Raw genomic sequence first — 18,163 nt, forward strand, 5'->3', positions numbered from 1 at the left:
GTAGACCTGGATCTGGCGGGTACCGGGCGGCAGCGGGGGGCTGGTCGGCTCGGGTGGTGGCAGCACCCCCGGAGTGTGCATGGTGACGGGGGGCGCCGCGGGGGGCGGTGCCGGCGGCTCGGCGGTGAGGGTCACCACCTCGGCCGGGGCGGGTGTCTGGCTCCAGCCGGGTGAGGAGAACAGCGGGATCAATCCCATCAACATCCATGCTTTCAACGGCTTGCTCCTTCAGCCTCGTTAGCCTTGTTGAGTAAAGCATCACGGCGCGGGCAGAACAAGCCCGCACAGGTCGAGGTGTGGCCTCGGCTCACCATTTTGTGTGCGGCAAAAAAAAAGCGAGGCCGCCCGGTGGCGGCCTCGCGCGGCTGTGGCCGGTTTACTCCTGCAGCCAGAGCCGGGCGCTGCGGGCGGGAATGGCGACCCGCACCCACTGGCTCTGCACGTTGATCACGGCGCTCTGGTCGAGCACGTCCCGGTAGTTGCGATACCAGTTCATCTCGAACTTGGCGGTATCAAGCCAGTACTCCTGCTCGTAGTCGCACTTGTTGATGCCGACCAGCCCCTGCTTGCCGCGCTTGAACAGCACGAAGCAGTCGCCGCTGCCGACCAGCTGCATGGGCTGGCCCTGCACCGCGTTGTGGAAGCGGATCATCCCCTTGAGGTCGCTGCGCAGGTAGTAGTCCTGCCAGCGCAGCCCGTCCTTGGCCTGAGTCTCGCCATGATCCGAATAGACCAGCGGCGAGCCGCCGTCGCGGCCGAGCAGGTAGGCATAGGCCAGCTTCTCGTCGGTCGGGTTCAGGATCTGGTAGCGAAAGCCGTCGTTGGTGGGGATGTCGTGGGTGATGGCGAAGGTGACCGCCCGACTGCCCGGCAGCGCCTGGCCGTAGGCACCGGGATCCGCCAGCAGGTTCATGCTGCCACCATAGCCGAGCGCCCCGCGCAGGGAAGCAAACAGCGGGAAGTCATAGGCACCCTGACCGCTGCTGTCGAGGTAGGGCTTGAGGAAGCGCTCGTAGTCGTTGCTGCCGGCGCCGCCGGTGGTGATCACCTCGCCGAACACGTGCATCCCCTGCTTTATCTCGGGGGTGAACACGGCATTGATCTGGTAATCGCTCATGTGCTTGACCGCATCGACCCGAAAGCCCTTGATGCCCATCCCCTTGAGCGCCTTGAGGTAGGCCTGCTGCTGGCTCACCACCCAGTTGTTGGGATCGAGATCCGGCAGCCCCTTGTCGCCGGCGCCGCCGCACAGCCGCCAGAACTGCACGTTGCCCGGATCGTTCCAGTCGCTGATGCACCCTTCCGGATGGAAGTCCTGGCCGGCCAGGAAGTTCTGGCCCAGATCGCCAAACAGCTTCTGCCGCTCGAAGTAGCCGGGGTTGGCGGCATAGCTTTGCAGCAGCTCGCTGCCGGGGTAGTTGAGATCGCTGCGCTTCCAGCTCTCGTTGGCCATGTGGTTGAGCACCACGTCCGCGTAGACGGCGATGCCCCGCGCCTGCATGGCAGCGATCAGCTGCTCGAGCTCCTGCTTGTTGCCAAGGGGTGTATCGATGAGGCGCAGATCCTGGGGTTGGTAGCGTGCCCACCACTCGTTGCCCGATGATTTGAGGGGCGGCGAGATGAGCACCTGTTTGTAGCCGGCAGCCTTGATGAGATCGGCCTTGGCGGTGACTTCACTGTATTTCCAGTTGAAGGCGTGCAGTATGACGTCGGCGTGTGCCAAAGGAGCGATCAGCATGCCTGCGATCGCCCAGATTCCCGCTGTGTGTTTCATTATTGTCAGTCCTTTTATTGGGTGCCCTGATGGGCACCCAGAGCCTCACACCAGCCTGGCTGGCCGGCAATCGCCTGACGGTGATTTTGTGAGCACTTTCAAAGCGGACTGTGCGGATCTGTGACGGCTTGCAAAAAACCGCACAGATCCCATCATTACTGATTTTTCAATCACTTATCGGGCTGTATTGCAACTCAGTCGACCCCGTTGTTGTAGAGCGGCTGCCAGGCACAGTAGCGCTGGCCATTGCGCTGGTTGTAGAGCCAGAAGCGGTTGCAGTTGTCGTCGTAGTTGCTGGCGCCGACGTTGACGGCATAGCTGCTCAGCTTCTGCCCCTGCAGGGACTGGAACACCCCGTTGTAGAGCAAGGAGAAGTGCAGGTGCGGGCCGGTGGAGGAGCCGCCCTCGCACAGGGCCTCGTTGCGGTTGCTGGCATAGGTGCCGATGGGGGTGTCGGCGGCCACGTAGTCGCCGCTGCGCACCGAGATCCCGCTCATGTGGTAGTAGTTGGTGGCCCAGCCGTTGGGGGCGGTGACTCGCACCTGGCAGCGGGAGAAGACGGTGACGGTGCCGCTGTTGGCGGCGGTGACCGTGTAGGTGGCGCCGCCCCAGCCAGGCCAGTCGTAGGAGACGTCGATGGAGGAGTAGGGGTAGCCGGAGCCGGTATGGGAGTGGGCGCCGTTGGCCTTCCAGCTGTAGCCCTGACGCCAGGGCAGCTGGAACTGACCGCCGGCCAGCGGTGCGACGGGGGCGGCCGCGCCGTCCCCGGGGGAGGTCATGGCGTCCTGGCCAAACAAGGTCCGCCACTGCTCACCGAGCTGCTGCTGCACTGGCGCGCTCAACAGGCTGGCGAGGGCGGCCTGGTGCGCGGCTTGCGGCGCCAGGGCGGGGGCGCGGCGCGGGGTGAGCTGCAGCTGGGCGCGGGCCTGGTAGAAGCGCTCGGAGAGCTGGCGCGCCATCAGCTCCAGCTGGTTGTCAAAGCCCCTGGCTTTCACCAGCTTGGCGAATGGCGCTGCCATGGCCTGTTCGGAGGGGGCCGAGATGAGCTGGCTGCTCGTCTCCATCAGGGCCAGCAGCAGCTGGGGGTTGAGGCTGGTGATGCCGCTCCAGTGCAGGATCACCTCCTCCTTGGGTAGCAGGTGAGGCGCCTGTTGCAGCAGGAAGTCGTGTAGATCGAACGCCATGGCCGCCTCGCCGAACACGAAGTGGGCCTCATCCAGGGGGAGTGCCGAGGGCTGGCCGGCGGCAAACTGCTGCGCCGTGAAGTGATAGGGGGCAAGCGGGACATGGATGTCGCCGGCCCAGCTGGCGGCGGGCAGCAGGGCCAGCAGCAACAGGGAGGGGATCGGTCTGGACATGATAGCTCCTTGGCAAAGTGGTGAGGTGTCGGTGTGGGGATGACCCCACGCAGGCAACAACAGCGCGATGCTATGCCAAGGCTTCACCATAGGGCGAAACGGTGAAGTTGCTATTCGAATGGAGCTTTTTATCCGGGGCGCTGACGAGAGTGACTTGTTAATAAATGTTTACATGTTCTGTTTGTAGAGCCAAATCAGTGAGTTGCGGGCCAAGAAATGGCGAGCTGCCGTAAAGGGCTAGGAGAAGGGACAAACAGTGTCTGCCTCTGGTTTGCCGTGCTAGGATTGCGGTTTGCCGCCGCGCCGGCAGCATGTTAAAAAGTATGCAACTTGATGTGGTTATTGGCTTTTTTGTTACTAAAAGCCGTGATATCTTCATGCTGGTCGGATCTCTTCGACCAACAACTTCTGTGCGAGGATCTGGCCGGATGGCCAAGGATGAAACGAGTGTGATAGGCAAACGGGCGATGGAACTCACGTTCGAAGAGTACTGCGATGCGGATCTCTCCCTGATCAGGGACTACTACGAAACTACTTTCTCCCACTACGTGCCGGATCTGGCCGAGCGGATCTTCGTGGTACGCGACGCCCACTGGCTGGTGGGGGCCGTGCGCCTGCGCGACGAACAGGATTACTACCACCTGTGCGGCTTTCGCCTGCTGCCCCACTATCAGTCGCTGGGGCTGGGCTCTCGTCTGTTGCAGCACGCCTGCAGCGATCTGCTGGACAAGCCGGTGATCTGCCAGGCCTTGCCGTTCGAAAAACCCTTCTACCTCAAGGCCGGCTTTGCCGACCTGCCCCTGCACGAGCTGGAGGGGCCGCTCTTCTCCCTTTATGACCAGCAGCGCGAACAGGGTTACCAGATCGAGCTGCTGGTGCGCCAGGCCAAGGCCCCGGTCTACAACTGATCCCTTACTGGGGCTTGGTCAGCAGGTGGATCTTGCCCGGTGACAGCTCCAGCCCCAGCAGATTCTCCTTCAGCCAGGCCTGATTCGGATCCTTGGCATCGAGCCGGTAGACAGGTTGGGTCTCCAGCCGCTTCTCCATGCTCTGCAGCAGCATGCCGAGCATGAAGCCGAACTTCTGCTGCGCCGCCTCAGGTTCCAGCTTGTATTCAATCAACTTCATGTTGTCGAGGAACAGGGCGCTCTGCGCCTTGTCGTAGCGCGGCCTCGCCTCGTAGGCCATGTTCAGCCTGGCGTCGTATTCGGTGTTGTCCGGCAGGGCGATCTTGAGCTTGCCCTTGCCGTAGACCCGGGCGGTGTCCGGGCTCTGACGCCCGATCTGCACGTCGCTCTGCTCGAGCTGCACATGGGCCTTGATGATGCCGGGCAGCTCCAGCTGTTTGTTCACTTGCACCTGGGATTGCAGGTACTGGTTTATCTGTTGCTCATTGATGTCATATGAGCCTTGACCTAGCATGGCCAGACTGAGCAGCATAGATGACAGGATCATGCTAACGACCTGATTGAATGGGTGTGTCTTACAGCATACCATCCTGCTTTCGTGGGATCTGCCCACCGCTTTCACCCCTGTGTAAAAGGAGTTCTCGTGATCAACGGTCTGGAGCACGACATCCAACTGCTGTTTTCCCAGTTCCTGGGCTGGTTGCTGCTGCTGTTTCACACCGTGATCGTGGCGGGGGTCTCATTGCGGGTGGTGATGAAGCGACGCCCCATCGGGGTCTCGCTCGCCTGGCTCGCCCTCATCTATGCCATCCCGTTTGCCGGGGTCGGCTTCTACGTGCTGTTTGGCGAAATTCGCCTCGGCCGGCGGCGCGCCGAGCGGGCCCAAGCCATGTACCGCCCTTACGCCATCTGGATCCGCCAGCTGGCCCGGCTCTTCCCCCAGCACTGCTGCGAGGTGGGGGAGAAGGCCCAGCCGTTGCATGATCTGATCCAGGGCAGACTGGCCATGCCCATGCTCTCCGGCAACCGGATGACGTTGCTCAGCAAGCCGGAAGCCATCCTGCGCGAGATAGTGCGCGACATCCGCCAATCTTCCCAGTCCTGCTACCTGGAGTTCTACATCTGGCACCCGGGCGGCGACACCGACGAGGTGTGTGAAGCCTTGATGGAAGTGGCGGCGCGCGGCGTGGATTGTCGCTTGCTGCTCGATTCCATGGGCAGCAAGACCTTCTTCCGCTCGCCCTGGCCTAAGAAGCTGCGCAAGGCGGGGGTCAAGCTGGTGGAGGTGCTGCCGGTCGGGGCCTGGCGCATCCCGTTCCAGCGCCAGGATTTGCGTATGCACCGCAAGCTGGTGGTGATCGATGACAGGGTCGGTTACACCGGCTCCATGAACATGGTGGATCCCCGCTTCTTCAAGCAGAACGCCGGGGTCGGCCAGTGGGTCGACATCATGATCCGGGTACAGGGCCCCATGGTGCCGCTGATGTGGTCCATCTTCGTCTGGGACTGGGAGATGGAGACCGGCGAGCGGCTGCTCGACAGCCTGCAGCACGAGCCGGAGGCCTGGCCCCAGAGCAACTACCGGGCCCAGCTCATCCCGTCCGGCCCCTTCGTCGGCGGCGACTGCATCCAGCAGAGCCTGCTGCTGGCCATCTACCAGGCCCGCCACCATCTGGTGCTGACCACCCCCTACTTCGTGCCGGACGATCCGCTGGCGGCGGCGCTCTCCTCGGCGGCGGCCCGCGGCGTGCAGGTGCAGCTGGTGCTGCCGGCGCGCAACGACTCCATCATGGCCAATTACGCCTGCAATGCCTTCATGGAAGAGCTGCTGGAGGCGGGGGTGGAGATCTACCGCTACGACGCCGGCCTGCTGCACACCAAGAGCGTGCTGGTGGATGACGACTTCGCCCTGGTGGGGACGGTCAACCTGGATCGGCGCAGCCTCTGGCTCAACTTCGAGGTGACCCTGCTCATCGACAACCCGGTGTTCGTCGCCGAGATGACCCAGCTGGTGCAGGGCTACATGGTAGAGGCGACGCCCATGTCGCTGGCCAAGTGGCGGGCACGCCCCTGGTACAAGAAGGCAATGGAGAACATGTTCTATCTGTTCAGCCCCTTGTTGTGACATCACTTAATTGTGGTCGGCGCCGAATTGCGCTTGCCTCCCCCCGAACTTGCCCCGTAGAGTGCGGCAATCACTCCCTGGAGAACGGAATAAAGATGAAGAAGCGAGTATCGCTGGCCGTCACGGCGGCCTTGGTGGTGGGTGGGCTGGGGGCCTGCTGGTACACGGGCAACGCGTTCGACCGCATCATGGCCGAGCAGATCGCCAAGGTGAAGCAGGAGAGCGGCATCGAGTTGAGCTGGCAGCCGGGTTCGAGCAACCTGTTCACTCGCGATGGCGTACTGAAGATGGTGATCACCCCGCAGACCCTGGCCAGCCTGGATGGTCAGCTGGAGGGGAGCGAGCCGGTCGAGGTGCAGTTCATCGTCGACAGCCGCATCCTGCCGCTCTACATCAAGAGCAACATGCTGCTCGACACCAGGCAAGGTTCGCTGGCGCCCGTGTTCAGTGCCTTCAAAATGGAGCAGTGGCAGTTTGGCATCGAGTCGGTCAGCAGCCTGTGGACCTCCAGCAACAGCAGCCGCTTCTGGGCCAACGAGTTCAAGGTCAAGCAGGGGCTCGACGAGTTCAGCTTCCTGCCGATGAAGGGTGACTATCACGGCGATCTGGAAGGCAATGGCCACCTCACCTTCCACTGGCAGGGGATGACCCTGCACGAAGAGCAGAACAAGATGGACATGGTGCTGGCCGAGCTCAAAGGCAGCGCCGACATGGCCGAGATCCGCGGCATCTGGCTCTCTCCCCGCAGCGACATGACCCTCTCCGCGCTGTCGGTACAGCTGCCGGACAACGTCAAGTTCTCCCTGCAGGGGCTGACCTCCGAGACCCAGCTGGCTGGGGATGATGCCCAGACCCTCTCCAGCAGCTACCAGATGAAGGTGGATACCCTCAATCTGGAGAACGAGGCGGACAACCTGGCGCTGACCCAGAGCAAGCTGGCCCTTAATCTGAAGGGGCTGGATCTGGAAGGCTATCAGGCGCTGCAGGCCTCCAGCGGCCAGGGCGTGGAGGAGGAAGCGATCCAGCAGGCGCTGGACAAGATGCTCAAGCGTGGCGCCACGCTGGAGCTGGTGGACTTGAGCTCCCATCTCAACGGCGAGCCGGTGGCCATGAAGGGCGACATCAAGCTGGCGGGCACCTCGCTCGAGCAGCTATTCAACAGCGAAGAGGGGATGCACGCCCTCTCCGGCCTGCTGCACGCCAACCTGAGCGGCAAACTGGGCAAGGCGGTGCCGCAGCTGGCACCCATGCTGGACCAGTTCGCTGCCATGGGGTATCTCAAGGCGGACAAGGATCAGCTTACGGCCGAGATCAAGCTCGACAAGGGCGCCATGACCATCAACGATCTGCCGCTCTGATTGACGTCGCGTCAGTGCACATGGAACAAAGGCTCCCGCGGGAGCCTTTGTCGTTTTCAGTGGCTGGAGTTACTTGAACACCACCGTCTTGTTGCCGTAGACGAACACCCGCTCGTTCAGCACCAGCTCGAGCGCCCGGCTCAGCACGGACTTCTCCACGTCGCGGCCGGCCTTGGCCATGTCGTCGGCACTGAAGGTGTGATCGACGTGGATCACGTCCTGCTCGACGATGGGGCCCTCATCCAGATCGTCGGTAACGAAGTGGGCGGTGGCGCCGATCAGCTTGACCCCGCGATCGAAGGCCTGGCGATAGGGGCGGGCACCGATGAAGGCGGGCAGGAAGGAGTGGTGGATGTTGATGATCTTGCGCGGATAGGCTTCGACGAAACTCGGGGTCAGCACCCGCATGTACTTGGCCAGCACCACGTAGTCGGGCTGGTAGCCGTCGATGATGGCGCGCACCTGCTCTTCGTGCTCGGTGCGGCTCAGATCCTCGTGGCTGACGGTGTGGAACGGAATGTCGAACTTGCCGGTCAGCTCGGCGAGGGTGTCGTAGTTGCCGATCACTGCCACTATGTCCATGTCCAGCGCACCGGCGTAGTTCTTCATCAGGATGTCGCCGAGGCAGTGGGTCTCTTTGGTCACCAGGATGACGATGCGCTTCTTGCCGGCCTTGACCAGCCGACGCTGGGCACCGGCGGGCAGGGCATCATCGAGGTCGGCCAGCAGGGTCTCGTCGTTGAAGCGCCCCTCCAGCTCGGTGCGCATGAAGAAGCGGCCGTTTTCGTGATCCACGAACTCGTCGTTCTTGTTGATGTTGAGCTGGTGCTTATAGCAGATGTTGGTGATCTTGGCGATGAGGCCCTTGGCGTCCGGGCAGTCCGTCAGCAGTATTTTCTTTTCCATCTCTATCATGATTCCGTTGGTGTTGTTGGCGCCTGAGTCTGCGCAGGCCGCGCGTTTTTTCTGGCACTATGCCACAAACAAAATCAGAAAGGACAGCGCGCCGTGCATCCGGGCGATCCGTGCCCCGGAGCAGGCATGCTATTCATCCTTGATGGGTTTTGTGCTGGTATCCGGCGCCGTTTTTCTTTAGGCTGTCTGCGCTTATTCTCAGGGCGGGGTGAAATTCCCCACCGGCGGTATCCCGATCTGACTCGGGGAGCCCGCGAGCGCCCGACCCGGTATTGCACCGGGACGGGGTCAGCAGATCCGGTGAGATGCCGGAGCCGACGGTCACAGTCCGGATGAAAGAGGATAAGACAGACTATTGCAGGCAAGCCCCCCGCGGGCCGGCCGCCGCATGCCTATCTCTGTCTGCCTTTCCATGCCCTGATTCTGGTCCTTGTCTTGTTTAGGAGTCTTACCATGAATCAGTCTCTTCTCAGTGAATTTGGTGATCCCATTGCCCGTGTCGAAGCGGCGCTGGCAGCTCTGCGTGCCGGCCGCGGCGTGCTGGTGGCCGACGATGAAGATCGGGAGAACGAAGGGGATCTCATCTTCGCCGCCGAATCCATGGCCAATGAACAGATGGCCATGATGATCCGCGAGTGCTCCGGCATCGTCTGCCTCTGCCTGACCGACGAGCGGGTACGCCAGCTCGAACTGCCGATGATGGTGGAGGCCAACTCCAGCCACTATCAGACCGCCTTCACCGTGACCATCGAGGCGGCGCAGGGGGTGACCACCGGCGTCTCGGCGGCCGATCGCATCACCACCATCCGGGCCGCCATCGCCGACGGTGCCAGACCCTCCGACCTGCACCGCCCGGGCCACGTCTTCCCGCTGCGGGCCCGCACTGGCGGGGTGTTGACCCGCCGCGGCCACACCGAAGCCACGGTCGATCTGATGCAGCTCGCCGGGCTCAAACCCTTCGGTGTGTTGTGCGAATTGACCAAGGAAGATGGCTCCATGGCCCGCTTGCCGGATCTGGTGGCATTTGGCCGCCGCCATGATATGCCGGTGCTGACCATCGAGGATCTGGTGCAGTATCGTCAGTTGCTGTCAGAACGTTCAGCCTGAGCCTCATACGAAATTGTAATAAGCACAAAATTTGGTTACGCTTTGTGCGAACCTCATCCAGTGACCCTTATTTTTGACTGAACTTTGCACAAAAAGTGTACGTTTAAAAAAAAATGAGGGTTTTAATGCATTTATCTGTGATGGGGCCTATCCAAACTATGATTTTTTTGTGCCATAATCACGCCGCTTGCTAAACGTCTGGCGAGTTAAAGGGAGCTTTTAAAATGAAAAAAATGTTGTTGGTAGGTGTTGTTGGTCTGTCCGCTCTGCTGGGCGGTTGTGCAAACACCAGCGAACTGGAAACTTCCGTTCAGAATCTGTCTAACAAAGTTGACCAACTGGCTCAAGATGTTAGCGCTGTTCGTGCTGATCAGTCCAAGATCGCTGCTGATGTTGCAGAAGCCAAGCAAGAAGCTATGCGTGCTAACCAGCGCATCGACAACATGGCTACTTCCTACAAGAAGTAATCCATGCGAAAAAAATGGCGCAGTTATGCGCCATTTTTTTTTGCCTGAAATTCATCAAATTCCCGCATTTTCCTCGCTGATCCTCGCCTGACAAGGCAATGCCGATCGCTCGGCATCACCCCGTTGCTCATCTTCCTTTCAAGTCAGTAGAGCAGGCTGTAGAGCTTGCGACGGTAACCCTGCGCCGCCGGGTTGGATCCCATGGTGGTCAGGATGTCGAGATAGGTCTTCTTGGCATCGCCGAAGGCGAGATCCCGCTTGAGGATGGTGAACAGCAGCGCCAGCGCCTCTTCCTGGCGACCGGCCTGGCTGTATTGCACCGCCAGCTCCTGGGCCAGGGCAAAGTTGTCAGGCTCCTGCTGGTGGCGGGCTTCCAGCGCCCGCAGCTCCGGGCTGTCCGCGGCCTGTTGGGCCAGCGCCAGACGGGAGACAAGCGTCTGATAGTGGTCATCCTGGGCGATCATCGGGATCTTGCCGAGCAGATCCTGTGCCTCATCAAGCAGATTGAGATCGAGTGCCGCCTGGGTCAACCACAGACTGATGTCGTGGCGATCCGGTGCCAGCTGATGGGCCTTGCCGAAGTGGCCATAGGCCACGCTCGTCTGGCCGTCCGCCAGTGCCTGTTGCCCCTGTTCGAGCAGCAGCTGCTCCTCCTTGGGGGCGAAGGCGGCGAAATAGCCGCGCAGGGTGGCCTCGTCCTGCGGGCCTTCCAGAATGGCCTGCTCGTCAGGGCGTCCCTGATGGAACAGCACCAGCGCCGGCAGGGCGCGCAGACCGAGCTGACCGGCCAGCGGTTGCAGCTGCGGATCGTTCATGTCGACCCTGGCCAGGGTCACCTGGGGATTGGCCGGGCCGACCAGCGCCTCCACCTGCGGGGTCATGGCCTGACACTCCGGCATCTGGGGGGCGTGGAAATAGATGACGATCGGCTTTTTCATGGAAGCATCGATCAGGGCGGCTTGGAAATTCTGGGGATTGATGTCGACGATCATGAGGCTGACTCTTGGAAAATGGTGTGAGTTAACATGGGGTTGAATGGGCCGGAATTCAAGCTGCCATCGAGCAGCCAGCCGTTGACGGCCAGGGTCGGCGCAGCCAGGCTGAGCCAGCCCTGGCCGATAGGCCAATCCTGCACCCGGTAATCTTCTTGATCGAGCTGGTTGTCGAGCCGCCACGCTTCCTCAGGCACGAAGCGCACCTTGTCGAGGCCTGCGGCGATGCCGGCGCCGTGGGCTTTCAGTACCGCCTCCTTGCGCGACCAGAGCCGATAGAAGGCCGACTCTTGCTCCGCTTCGGGCAGGGCGAGCAGCCACTCATATTCACTGCGTGCATAAAAGCGGCGCGCCAGTGGCAAAGTCTGGCGGCGGCGCTGACCCATCTCGATGTCGACCCCGAGCGGGCCGGCGGCGCAGAGGGCGATCACCAGCCAATCCCCGCTGTGGCTGAGATTGAACTGCCAGCACCCGTCGCTTAGCACAGGTTTGCCGTGCGGGTTGCTGGCAAATTGCAGTGCATCGGGTTGACACTGCAGCCGCTCGGCCAGCAGCCGTCGCAGCAGCCCGCGGCTGAGCAGGTACTCCTGGCGGCGCAACGGCTGGCCGATGGCCTGCCATGTCTGCCGTTCGGCGGGGGAGAGCAGGGTCTGCAGCAGAGTCAGCTGCTCGGCGTCGACCTTTGCCGGTTTTAACAAATAGAGATCCACAGAGATCATAATTTTTCACTTTAAAAGAGCGGCGAAACAGCGATAAAAGTCAGTTTAATCCGGTCAGGACGGCCTCTTTCGAGATTGTATATTGTTTGGCCACGATCACATTAATCAGGAAAAATAATGCATTTCCTTGCAGAAATGTGAGGTCGATAGGGATTTTCGCTTGCCTCGATAGAATTCTTGGATATAGTCGGGTGCTGTTGCCTTATAAATTGCCCGTTCGGGCCGTATTTTAACAAGTTTTACTATTTTGCGGGGATAAAGGATTGCGCCACCTGATGCTACTGCTGGTCGCGCTCGGAATGGTGGGTTGTGCCTCGGCACCCCAGCCCGAGGTCGCGAGCAAGATCGAAGTTTCCATGATGGAACCCGTAATTGAACCGGAAGCTTCACAAACCCCAGATGTAAACGAAATCCTGACTGTATACAAAGAGTGGCGCGGCGTTCCTTACCGCATGGGAGGCAGCAGCCAGCGCGGCATCGATTGTTCCGCCTTTGCCCGTGAAGTATTCCGCAACGCTGTCGGCATCGAACTTCCCCGTGATACCCGCTCCCAGGTCCATGAAGGCACCCGAGTCTCCAAGCAGGATCTGGTCGAAGGTGACCTGGTCTTTTTCAAAATCAATCGCCGCCTCAACCACGTCGGCATCTATGTGGGCAATGGCGAGTTCATCCACGCCTCCACCCGGGCCGGGGTAACCCGCTCCAAGCTCGACAGCTCTTATTGGCGCAGCAAGTTCTGGCAGGCACGCCGGATCGACATCTGAGTCAGGCTGGACAAACGGCTCGCAGTACGGACTGTTTTTCCAACCTCACTTGAACCGGGCTCCCGCAGCCCGGTTTTTTATGGCTGCGATTTAGACTTTCGGGTGCCGAATCACTATAGTGTGGGCCCGTTTTTTCCCCGGCAGGCCCAGCATGAAGACCCGTTCAGACCATAAATCCGGATTGCACCCGCGCAATCGCCACCAGGCTCCCTACGACTTTACCGCGCTCTGCCTGCGCACTCCCGAGCTGCAGCCCTTCGTCTTCGTCAATCCCTACGGCGCCAGCACCATCGACTTTGCCGACCCCGCCGCCGTCAAGGCGCTGAACAAGGCCCTGCTGGCGTTACATTACGGCATCCTGCACTGGGATCTGCCGGCCGGCTATCTCTGTCCGCCCATTCCCGGGCGGGTGGACTATCTGCACAGAGTGGCCGACCTGCTGGCCGAGAGCGCGGGCAAGGTGCCGACCGGCAAGGGCGTGCGGGTGCTGGATGTCGGGGTGGGGGCGAACTGCATCTACCCCCTGCTGGGTGCCCGCGAATATGGCTGGCGCTTCGTCGGCTCCGACATCGATCCGGTGTCGGTCAAGGCTGCCTCTCTGCTGGCCAACAGCAACGGGTTGGGCAGCCAGATCGAGTGTCGCCTGCAGGGCAGGGCCGGCGACATCTTTCAGGGCATAGTGGCGCCGCGCGAGCGTTTCGCGCTGACCCTCTGCAACCCTCCCTTTCACGCGTCGCTGGCGGAGGCGAGCAAGGGGACGGAGCGCAAGCTGCGCAATCTGGGCAAGGAGGTCAAGGACAAGCCGGTGCTCAACTTCGGCGGCCAGAAGGCCGAGCTCTGGTGCGAAGGGGGAGAGGCTGCCTTTCTGGCCGCGATGATCAACCAGAGCCGGGCCTTTGCCGAGCAGTGCCTCTGGTTCAGCTCGCTGGTATCGAAAAAGGAGAATCTGCCGGCAGCGAAGAAGGCGCTGACCCGGGTCGGTGCTCGTCAGGTGCGGGTGCTCGAGATGGCGCAGGGCAACAAGGTGAGCCGGGTGCTGGCCTGGACCTTCTTCGATGAGGCAGGGTGCCGCGAGTGGTGGTCTGCAGCGCGCTGATCTCTACACAGGCCCGTGACGGGCCTTTTTAATCTCAATGTAAACATGCTCGGATAAAAAACAGGCAATCGATTTCTTTGTTGGTTCATCATGCTGCTATGTAGCTATCCTGTAGTGATTTTTGCCTTGGTACAGCTGTACGCCGAGATTTTTTTGCACTTTCAGCTGTAACTTTAATAAAATAGGACTGGTTAGACCTCTTTACAGGCTTTGAATCGAATAGGGATCGGTACATGAAAGTTGTCGATTTTCTGAAGCGCAAGCGCGAAATACTGGCGCAGCACCCCTTTGAGCTCAAGGATTGGCTCTCCCCGGCTATCCGCGACTACTGGCGTGAGTTTCAGCAAAAGGCACACCTCCACCCTCTGCTGGGGCGAGTGCTGGATTTGCAGAGCGACAGCCAGTCCATGCTGCAGCAGCAGGGCGCGGCCCAGGCCGTCAACGGCCAGCCCGTGCCACCGCAAGAGTCGATCATCGAACTCGACGGTGAGGCGGCTACCCTGTTTGCCACCTTGCAGGCGCGTATCGGTGAAGAAACCCACGTGGGCGAATGGCTGCATGTCAGCCAGCAGATGATCGATCAGTTTGCCGCCGTGACCGGGGATCATCAGTGGATCCACACCAACCCCGAACGTGCCGCGGCCGAATCGCCGTTCAAGACCACCATCGCCCACGGCTTCCTGACCTTGGCCCTGCTGCCGCAGCTGACCGGCTCGGTGGACGAGGCCAATCCGGAGTTTCCGACCGCCCGCATGGTGGTGAACTTCGGTCTGGATCAGGTTCGTTTCCCGTACCCCATCAAGGTGGACAGCAATATCCGCGCGCGCACCAAGCTGGCTCGGGTTACCCCCATCAAGGGCGGGTTGGAGCTGCTCAAGGAGATCAAGGTGGAGATCGAGGGTGTACGTCGCCCCGGCTGTGTCATCGAATCTGTCACCCGACTCTACTTCTGATGGGGTGACGGTTGTCACTCCGTGGCCCGAATCGTATAGAAAAAAACAGGCTCACCTCGGTGAGCCTGTTTTGTTTATGGCATTTGTTGTACTTACCTATGTCGCAGCCACTTGCGTATCCATGGCTTGTCTTGAGGACTAGAAGCTTGCCCCCAAGCTTATCAGATGACGCCACTCTTTGCCTGATAAGGGTGTCTGAACACCTTGATAGTCCAATCTCGAGTCTTCCCAGTCGAGCTCGCTCGACCAGGAGAGGCGCAGGTGATCGTTGAAGTAGTAGCGCATCCCCAGGCTGCCTTTTACGGCCTGTTCCCGGGTGATGTAGGGCGACGGCTGGTCCAGATAGCGCTTGTAGCTGCCCTTGCTGAACAGCTCCAGTTGCTCCGACCAGAGCGCAACGGGTTGACGATAGTCCCAGCCAAGGCCCATCAGGGGATAGCTGATGATCCTGTCGTTGAAAATATCGGGGATGATGAAGTTGTCCCAATAACCTGGCCGGAAGTAGGAACGCTCCAGTCCCGCTTGGCTGATCAGCTCCAGTCGTCGCCGCTTGTCGTTCCAGAACCGGTAACCCGGGCCGGTCACATACCCCACATCCATGTATTCGGGGTCCAGCATCTGGTATTCAAAGTCGATGGCTGATCGTAAAAACCAGCGCTGGTCGAAGAAAAAGTCCAGCATGGGCTTGAGCCGGTACTCATGGCTGTTGGTGACGTTGTTGGCGGTCTCGTAGATGTACTCCCCGTCCAGCGTATAACGCCAGTCGAGGTTGGCCACCTCGGTGGATGCCTTCAGGTTGACGTTGTTGGTCTGCTTGTCGCTGTGCTTGAGCTTGACGTTCAGATCGCCGCTGCCGCTCCACAGCCAAGCCTTCTTATCATCCGGCGTCAGGGCGAGCAGGGTAATGCCGCTCTTGACGGTCGGTTTCGGCTTGTCCTGCTTCTCGATGCGCCAGCGCTTGACCGCCTCGCGCTTGACCGTGACGGGCTCACTGTAAGGGAGCGCGATGCGCACCTCCTCGTCACCTATCTCTTCTATGGTGCCGGTCAGCCGGTCACCGTTGTCCATCCAGAGGATGTCGGCCAGAGCCGCCGGGCTCAGCAGCAGGGCAAACAGACAAAAAACGCGGTAGCTCATGAAGATCCTCGTGAACATGGTTGGCTATCAGCCGCTGACGGGACGGGGGATGCCGTTCTTGCTGTTGAGCGCGCTGGCGGCCTTGTCACCGTCGACTTCCGGCCTGGCGATGAAGGCCTGCGCCTCGGCGGAGAGGATCAGCGGGGCGCCCTGTTTCAGCTCCAGCTCGGTGCGAGAGAGGGGAGAGTGAACCTCCAGCCAGTGGCGGCCATCCGGCTCGATGGCGGTCTTGACCGGCTGGTTGATCACCCGCACCTGAGTGCCGACGGGGACAATCTTGAACAGGGCCTCGATGTCGTCAGGGCGCAGTCGAATACAGCCGGCACTGACCCGCAGGCCGACGCCGAAATCCTTGTTGGTGCCGTGGATGAGATAGTCCCGCTTGCCATAGCCAAGGCGCATGGCGAACTTGCCGAGGGGGTTGTCGGGGCCGGGCGGCACGACCGCCGGCAGGGTGATCCCTTTTTGTTCCAGCCAGGATTTGCGCACCATGGGGCCGGGCACCCAGGTCGGATTGGGGTTCTTGGCAATGATGGTGGTGGTCATTTCGGGGGTCTCCCGCCCTATGTCACCGATGCCGATGGGCAGCACCATCACCTCGTTCTTGCCCTTGGGGAAATAGTAGAGGCGCAGCTCCGGCAGATTGATCACTATGCCTTCGCGGGGCACGTCCGGCAGCAGCATCTGGGTCGGCAGGGTCAGCCGGGTGCCCGGTTTGGGCAAATAGGGGTCAACTCCCGGATTGGCTTCCAGCAGCGCCAAAAAACCAATCTGGGTGTGCTTGCCGATGAGCTCGAGATGTTCATCTGGCTGGACTATGTAGTCCTCCAGCTCGCCGATCAGGCGGCTGCCTGCCGGGGGCAGCGGATAGGTGGTAGCCAGGGCCGGAGCCGTCAGCAGGCTGGCGGTCAGTGCCAGCAATGAGAGGGTTCGTGCGATGAACATGTACTTCCTGTCTGATTGGATGAGGGGGCCGCACCGCGACCTCCCCGAGGAAAAAGGGGGAAATTGTCAGTCAAATACGCGCCGATTGCCAGCCTGACCGGCAAGGGGTGCAGCCGGGTCCCTGCACGGCAATTTGTCATGTTGACCCTGTCTTGCCTGTTTTTAATGCAAAGCCAAGCCATCTGCAATGAGCAGAGGAACGCTGACGGGAGAGGGGATGGCGGTTCAGCGCCATCGAATGCACGAGATGCAATGCAGGGGGCTGATCGCCTTGGATTGGGTACCAGTACCGGGAGCGACAGGCTCGGACGCCTGCTGCCAGACATGCACTCACTTGCTGGTTTTGTGTGCAGTCGTTTGATCTTTAAAGAGATTCAAGTTGATTTCCAGAGGCGGCTCCGGTAACAATGAAGCCCCGTGGAGAGATGCCGGAGTGGCCGAACGGGATTGACTCGAAATCAATTGTGGCAGCAATGCCACCCAGGGTTCGAATCCCTGTCTCTCCGCCACATACCAAGCCCAACCTACTGATTAGGTTGGGCTTTTTCTTTTAGTCACCTTTTTGGTATGCCATTCAGTATGCCATCTGGTATTGGCTGACATACTACCCGGATGGATTACATTGGACATCGATCCAGTCAGGTGCCCACGTATTGATGATGTTTCCCTCTCTTAGCGATTATATCAACCAAGGCAACGTAGCCTTGGCACTATCCGAGATAGCTCCCGCCAGCTCCGGCCTATTTTCCAATAAGTGTTGACTCAGCAGCTCGATCACCAGCATTGCACTGATCTTGGAGTGAAATGAACCTGCAGTCAGTGGACCTTCCGGTTTAGCAGCAACCAGCAACTGATCAGCTAGTGTGGCGAGCGGACTGCGACTGGTATTACTGAGCACTATGATGTTAGCGCCATGCTCCTTGCCCAGTTGTACCGCATGAAGTAGGTCTTTGGTCGAGCCCGAGCTGGAGACCGCTATCACCACATCCCCCGGTTTCAGGCTGGTCGCGTTCATCGCGGCTCGATGCATATCACTGAACTGTTGGGCGGATATACCCATACGCAGTAAACGATAAGCTAGGTACTCCCCGATAATCGCACTCGCAGCAACACCATAGATCTGGATCTGGCGGGCCTTCTCCAATAGTTCGGCACTTTGTAAGAGTGCCTGCTGGCTGACCAAGGCGCCGGTATCACGCAATGCAGCCACACTCTCTTCAATCAGAGTGCTGAATGCACTGGTCGCCGATGCCTGAGGTTGGCTGGCTTGTTCCTGCTGGGTTTCCAGAGCCAGCGCCATTTTGAATTCAGTATAGCCACGACAACCCACACCACGGCAGAGACGAGTCACGCTGGCTTCGCTGGTGCCACTCTCACGGGCAAGCTCGGTGATGGTCAGGTAGAGCACCCGCTGGGGTTGTTCCAGCACGAATTGTCCCAACCGCTGCAGGGTCTGGCTGTATGTGGCGAGTTGATGGCGAAGCAGCAAGAGAACACGTGGGGCTTCTACAGGTTGATTCAATGGGAACTCCTTCGGAGGGGAGA

General features: G+C 60.4%; 17 protein-coding genes, 1 tRNA gene, 1 pseudogene and 1 riboswitch. Of the genes and pseudogenes, 9 read left to right on the plus strand and 10 right to left on the minus strand.

Going from position 1 to position 18,163, the window contains the following annotated elements; genetic code table 11:
* The 3 genes and pseudogenes from BN1143_RS10125 to BN1143_RS10140 all read right to left on the minus strand — a co-directional run.
* Nucleotides 1-204, minus strand: a pseudogene (locus tag BN1143_RS10125) (lytic transglycosylase domain-containing protein); the annotation flags it as partial.
* 172 nt (nucleotides 205-376) lie between these two features.
* The gene (locus BN1143_RS10130; protein ID WP_042050476.1) at nucleotides 377-1,774 is read right to left on the minus strand and encodes an alpha-amylase family protein; all 1,398 of its coding nucleotides are present in this window, start codon (nucleotides 1,772-1,774) and stop codon (nucleotides 377-379) included.
* Between the two features lie 194 nt (nucleotides 1,775-1,968).
* On the minus strand, nucleotides 1,969-3,132 hold the full coding sequence (locus tag BN1143_RS10140) for a M23 family metallopeptidase (RefSeq protein WP_042050478.1): 1,164 nt from the start codon (nucleotides 3,130-3,132) through the stop codon (nucleotides 1,969-1,971).
* Nucleotides 3,133-3,560: 428 nt separating this feature from the next.
* Between BN1143_RS10140 and BN1143_RS10145 the strand changes: the two genes are divergently transcribed.
* Complete coding sequence (locus tag BN1143_RS10145) at nucleotides 3,561-4,040, plus strand: GNAT family N-acetyltransferase (RefSeq protein WP_010634686.1); 480 nt, start codon at nucleotides 3,561-3,563, stop codon at nucleotides 4,038-4,040.
* A gap of 4 nt (nucleotides 4,041-4,044) precedes the next feature.
* Here the strand turns inward: BN1143_RS10145 and BN1143_RS10150 are convergent, their stop codons facing one another.
* On the minus strand, nucleotides 4,045-4,587 hold the full coding sequence (locus BN1143_RS10150) for a YceB family lipoprotein (protein ID WP_005298658.1): 543 nt from the start codon (nucleotides 4,585-4,587) through the stop codon (nucleotides 4,045-4,047).
* A 96-nt stretch (nucleotides 4,588-4,683) separates the two neighbouring features.
* Here BN1143_RS10150 and cls point away from each other — a divergent pair, with 96 nt between their 5' ends.
* Both cls and BN1143_RS10160 read left to right on the plus strand, forming a co-directional pair.
* A complete protein-coding gene (gene cls, locus BN1143_RS10155; protein WP_005298659.1) occupies nucleotides 4,684-6,165 on the plus strand; it encodes a cardiolipin synthase in 1,482 nt (493 codons plus the stop codon).
* A 95-nt stretch (nucleotides 6,166-6,260) separates the two neighbouring features.
* Entirely contained in the window at nucleotides 6,261-7,523 is a 1,263-nt protein-coding gene (locus BN1143_RS10160) for a DUF945 family protein (RefSeq protein ID WP_042050479.1), read from the plus strand.
* 69 nt (nucleotides 7,524-7,592) lie between these two features.
* On the opposite strand, the gene purU is transcribed toward BN1143_RS10160, so the two are convergent.
* Complete coding sequence (purU, locus tag BN1143_RS10165) at nucleotides 7,593-8,429, minus strand: formyltetrahydrofolate deformylase (protein ID WP_011705222.1); 837 nt, start codon at nucleotides 8,427-8,429, stop codon at nucleotides 7,593-7,595.
* A gap of 199 nt (nucleotides 8,430-8,628) precedes the next feature.
* Nucleotides 8,629-8,786: riboswitch (FMN riboswitch) on the plus strand.
* A gap of 105 nt (nucleotides 8,787-8,891) precedes the next feature.
* On the opposite strand from purU, the gene ribB reads away from it, so the two are divergent.
* Nucleotides 8,892-9,545: a 3,4-dihydroxy-2-butanone-4-phosphate synthase gene (gene ribB, locus BN1143_RS10170; RefSeq protein WP_042050482.1), complete on the plus strand. Its 654-nt coding sequence runs from the start codon at nucleotides 8,892-8,894 to the stop codon at nucleotides 9,543-9,545.
* Between the two features lie 224 nt (nucleotides 9,546-9,769).
* Nucleotides 9,770-10,012 carry an Lpp/OprI family alanine-zipper lipoprotein gene (locus BN1143_RS10175; RefSeq protein ID WP_010634682.1) on the plus strand — a complete coding sequence of 81 codons (243 nt, stop codon included), beginning with the start codon at nucleotides 9,770-9,772 and terminating at the stop codon, nucleotides 10,010-10,012.
* 143 nt (nucleotides 10,013-10,155) lie between these two features.
* On the opposite strand, the gene BN1143_RS10180 is transcribed toward BN1143_RS10175, so the two are convergent.
* A complete protein-coding gene (locus BN1143_RS10180) occupies nucleotides 10,156-11,004 on the minus strand; it encodes a tetratricopeptide repeat protein (protein WP_042050483.1) in 849 nt (282 codons plus the stop codon).
* Entirely contained in the window at nucleotides 11,001-11,723 is a 723-nt protein-coding gene (locus tag BN1143_RS10185) for a 4'-phosphopantetheinyl transferase family protein (RefSeq protein WP_042050484.1), read from the minus strand. The genes BN1143_RS10180 and BN1143_RS10185 overlap by 4 nt, the downstream gene beginning before the upstream one ends.
* A gap of 275 nt (nucleotides 11,724-11,998) precedes the next feature.
* Here BN1143_RS10185 and BN1143_RS10190 point away from each other — a divergent pair, with 275 nt between their 5' ends.
* The 3 genes from BN1143_RS10190 to BN1143_RS10200 all read left to right on the plus strand — a co-directional run bounded on the left by BN1143_RS10190 (nucleotide 11,999) and on the right by BN1143_RS10200 (nucleotide 14,536).
* A complete protein-coding gene (locus BN1143_RS10190) occupies nucleotides 11,999-12,487 on the plus strand; it encodes a C40 family peptidase (RefSeq protein ID WP_005298673.1) in 489 nt (162 codons plus the stop codon).
* 151 nt (nucleotides 12,488-12,638) lie between these two features.
* Entirely contained in the window at nucleotides 12,639-13,583 is a 945-nt protein-coding gene (gene rlmF, locus BN1143_RS10195; protein ID WP_042006046.1) for a 23S rRNA (adenine(1618)-N(6))-methyltransferase RlmF, read from the plus strand.
* 233 nt (nucleotides 13,584-13,816) lie between these two features.
* On the plus strand, nucleotides 13,817-14,536 hold the full coding sequence (locus BN1143_RS10200) for a MaoC family dehydratase (RefSeq protein WP_017783374.1): 720 nt from the start codon (nucleotides 13,817-13,819) through the stop codon (nucleotides 14,534-14,536).
* A gap of 138 nt (nucleotides 14,537-14,674) precedes the next feature.
* Here BN1143_RS10200 and BN1143_RS10205 read toward each other — a convergent pair whose 3' ends face one another.
* Nucleotides 14,675-15,673, minus strand: coding sequence for a DUF481 domain-containing protein (locus BN1143_RS10205; protein ID WP_042050485.1), 999 nt, complete (start codon nucleotides 15,671-15,673; stop codon nucleotides 14,675-14,677).
* A gap of 27 nt (nucleotides 15,674-15,700) precedes the next feature.
* Nucleotides 15,701-16,618, minus strand: coding sequence for a L,D-transpeptidase family protein (locus BN1143_RS10210; RefSeq protein ID WP_042050486.1), 918 nt, complete (start codon nucleotides 16,616-16,618; stop codon nucleotides 15,701-15,703).
* A 419-nt stretch (nucleotides 16,619-17,037) separates the two neighbouring features.
* Here BN1143_RS10210 and BN1143_RS10215 point away from each other — a divergent pair.
* A tRNA-Ser gene (locus BN1143_RS10215) sits at nucleotides 17,038-17,127 on the plus strand.
* A gap of 170 nt (nucleotides 17,128-17,297) precedes the next feature.
* On the opposite strand, the gene BN1143_RS10220 is transcribed toward BN1143_RS10215, so the two are convergent.
* A complete protein-coding gene (locus BN1143_RS10220; protein WP_042050487.1) occupies nucleotides 17,298-18,140 on the minus strand; it encodes a MurR/RpiR family transcriptional regulator in 843 nt (280 codons plus the stop codon).
* Between the last annotated feature and the right edge of the window lie 23 nt (nucleotides 18,141-18,163).

The organism is Aeromonas dhakensis, from assembly GCF_000820305.1.
In the GTDB taxonomy this organism is placed as follows: domain Bacteria; phylum Pseudomonadota; class Gammaproteobacteria; order Enterobacterales; family Aeromonadaceae; genus Aeromonas; species Aeromonas dhakensis.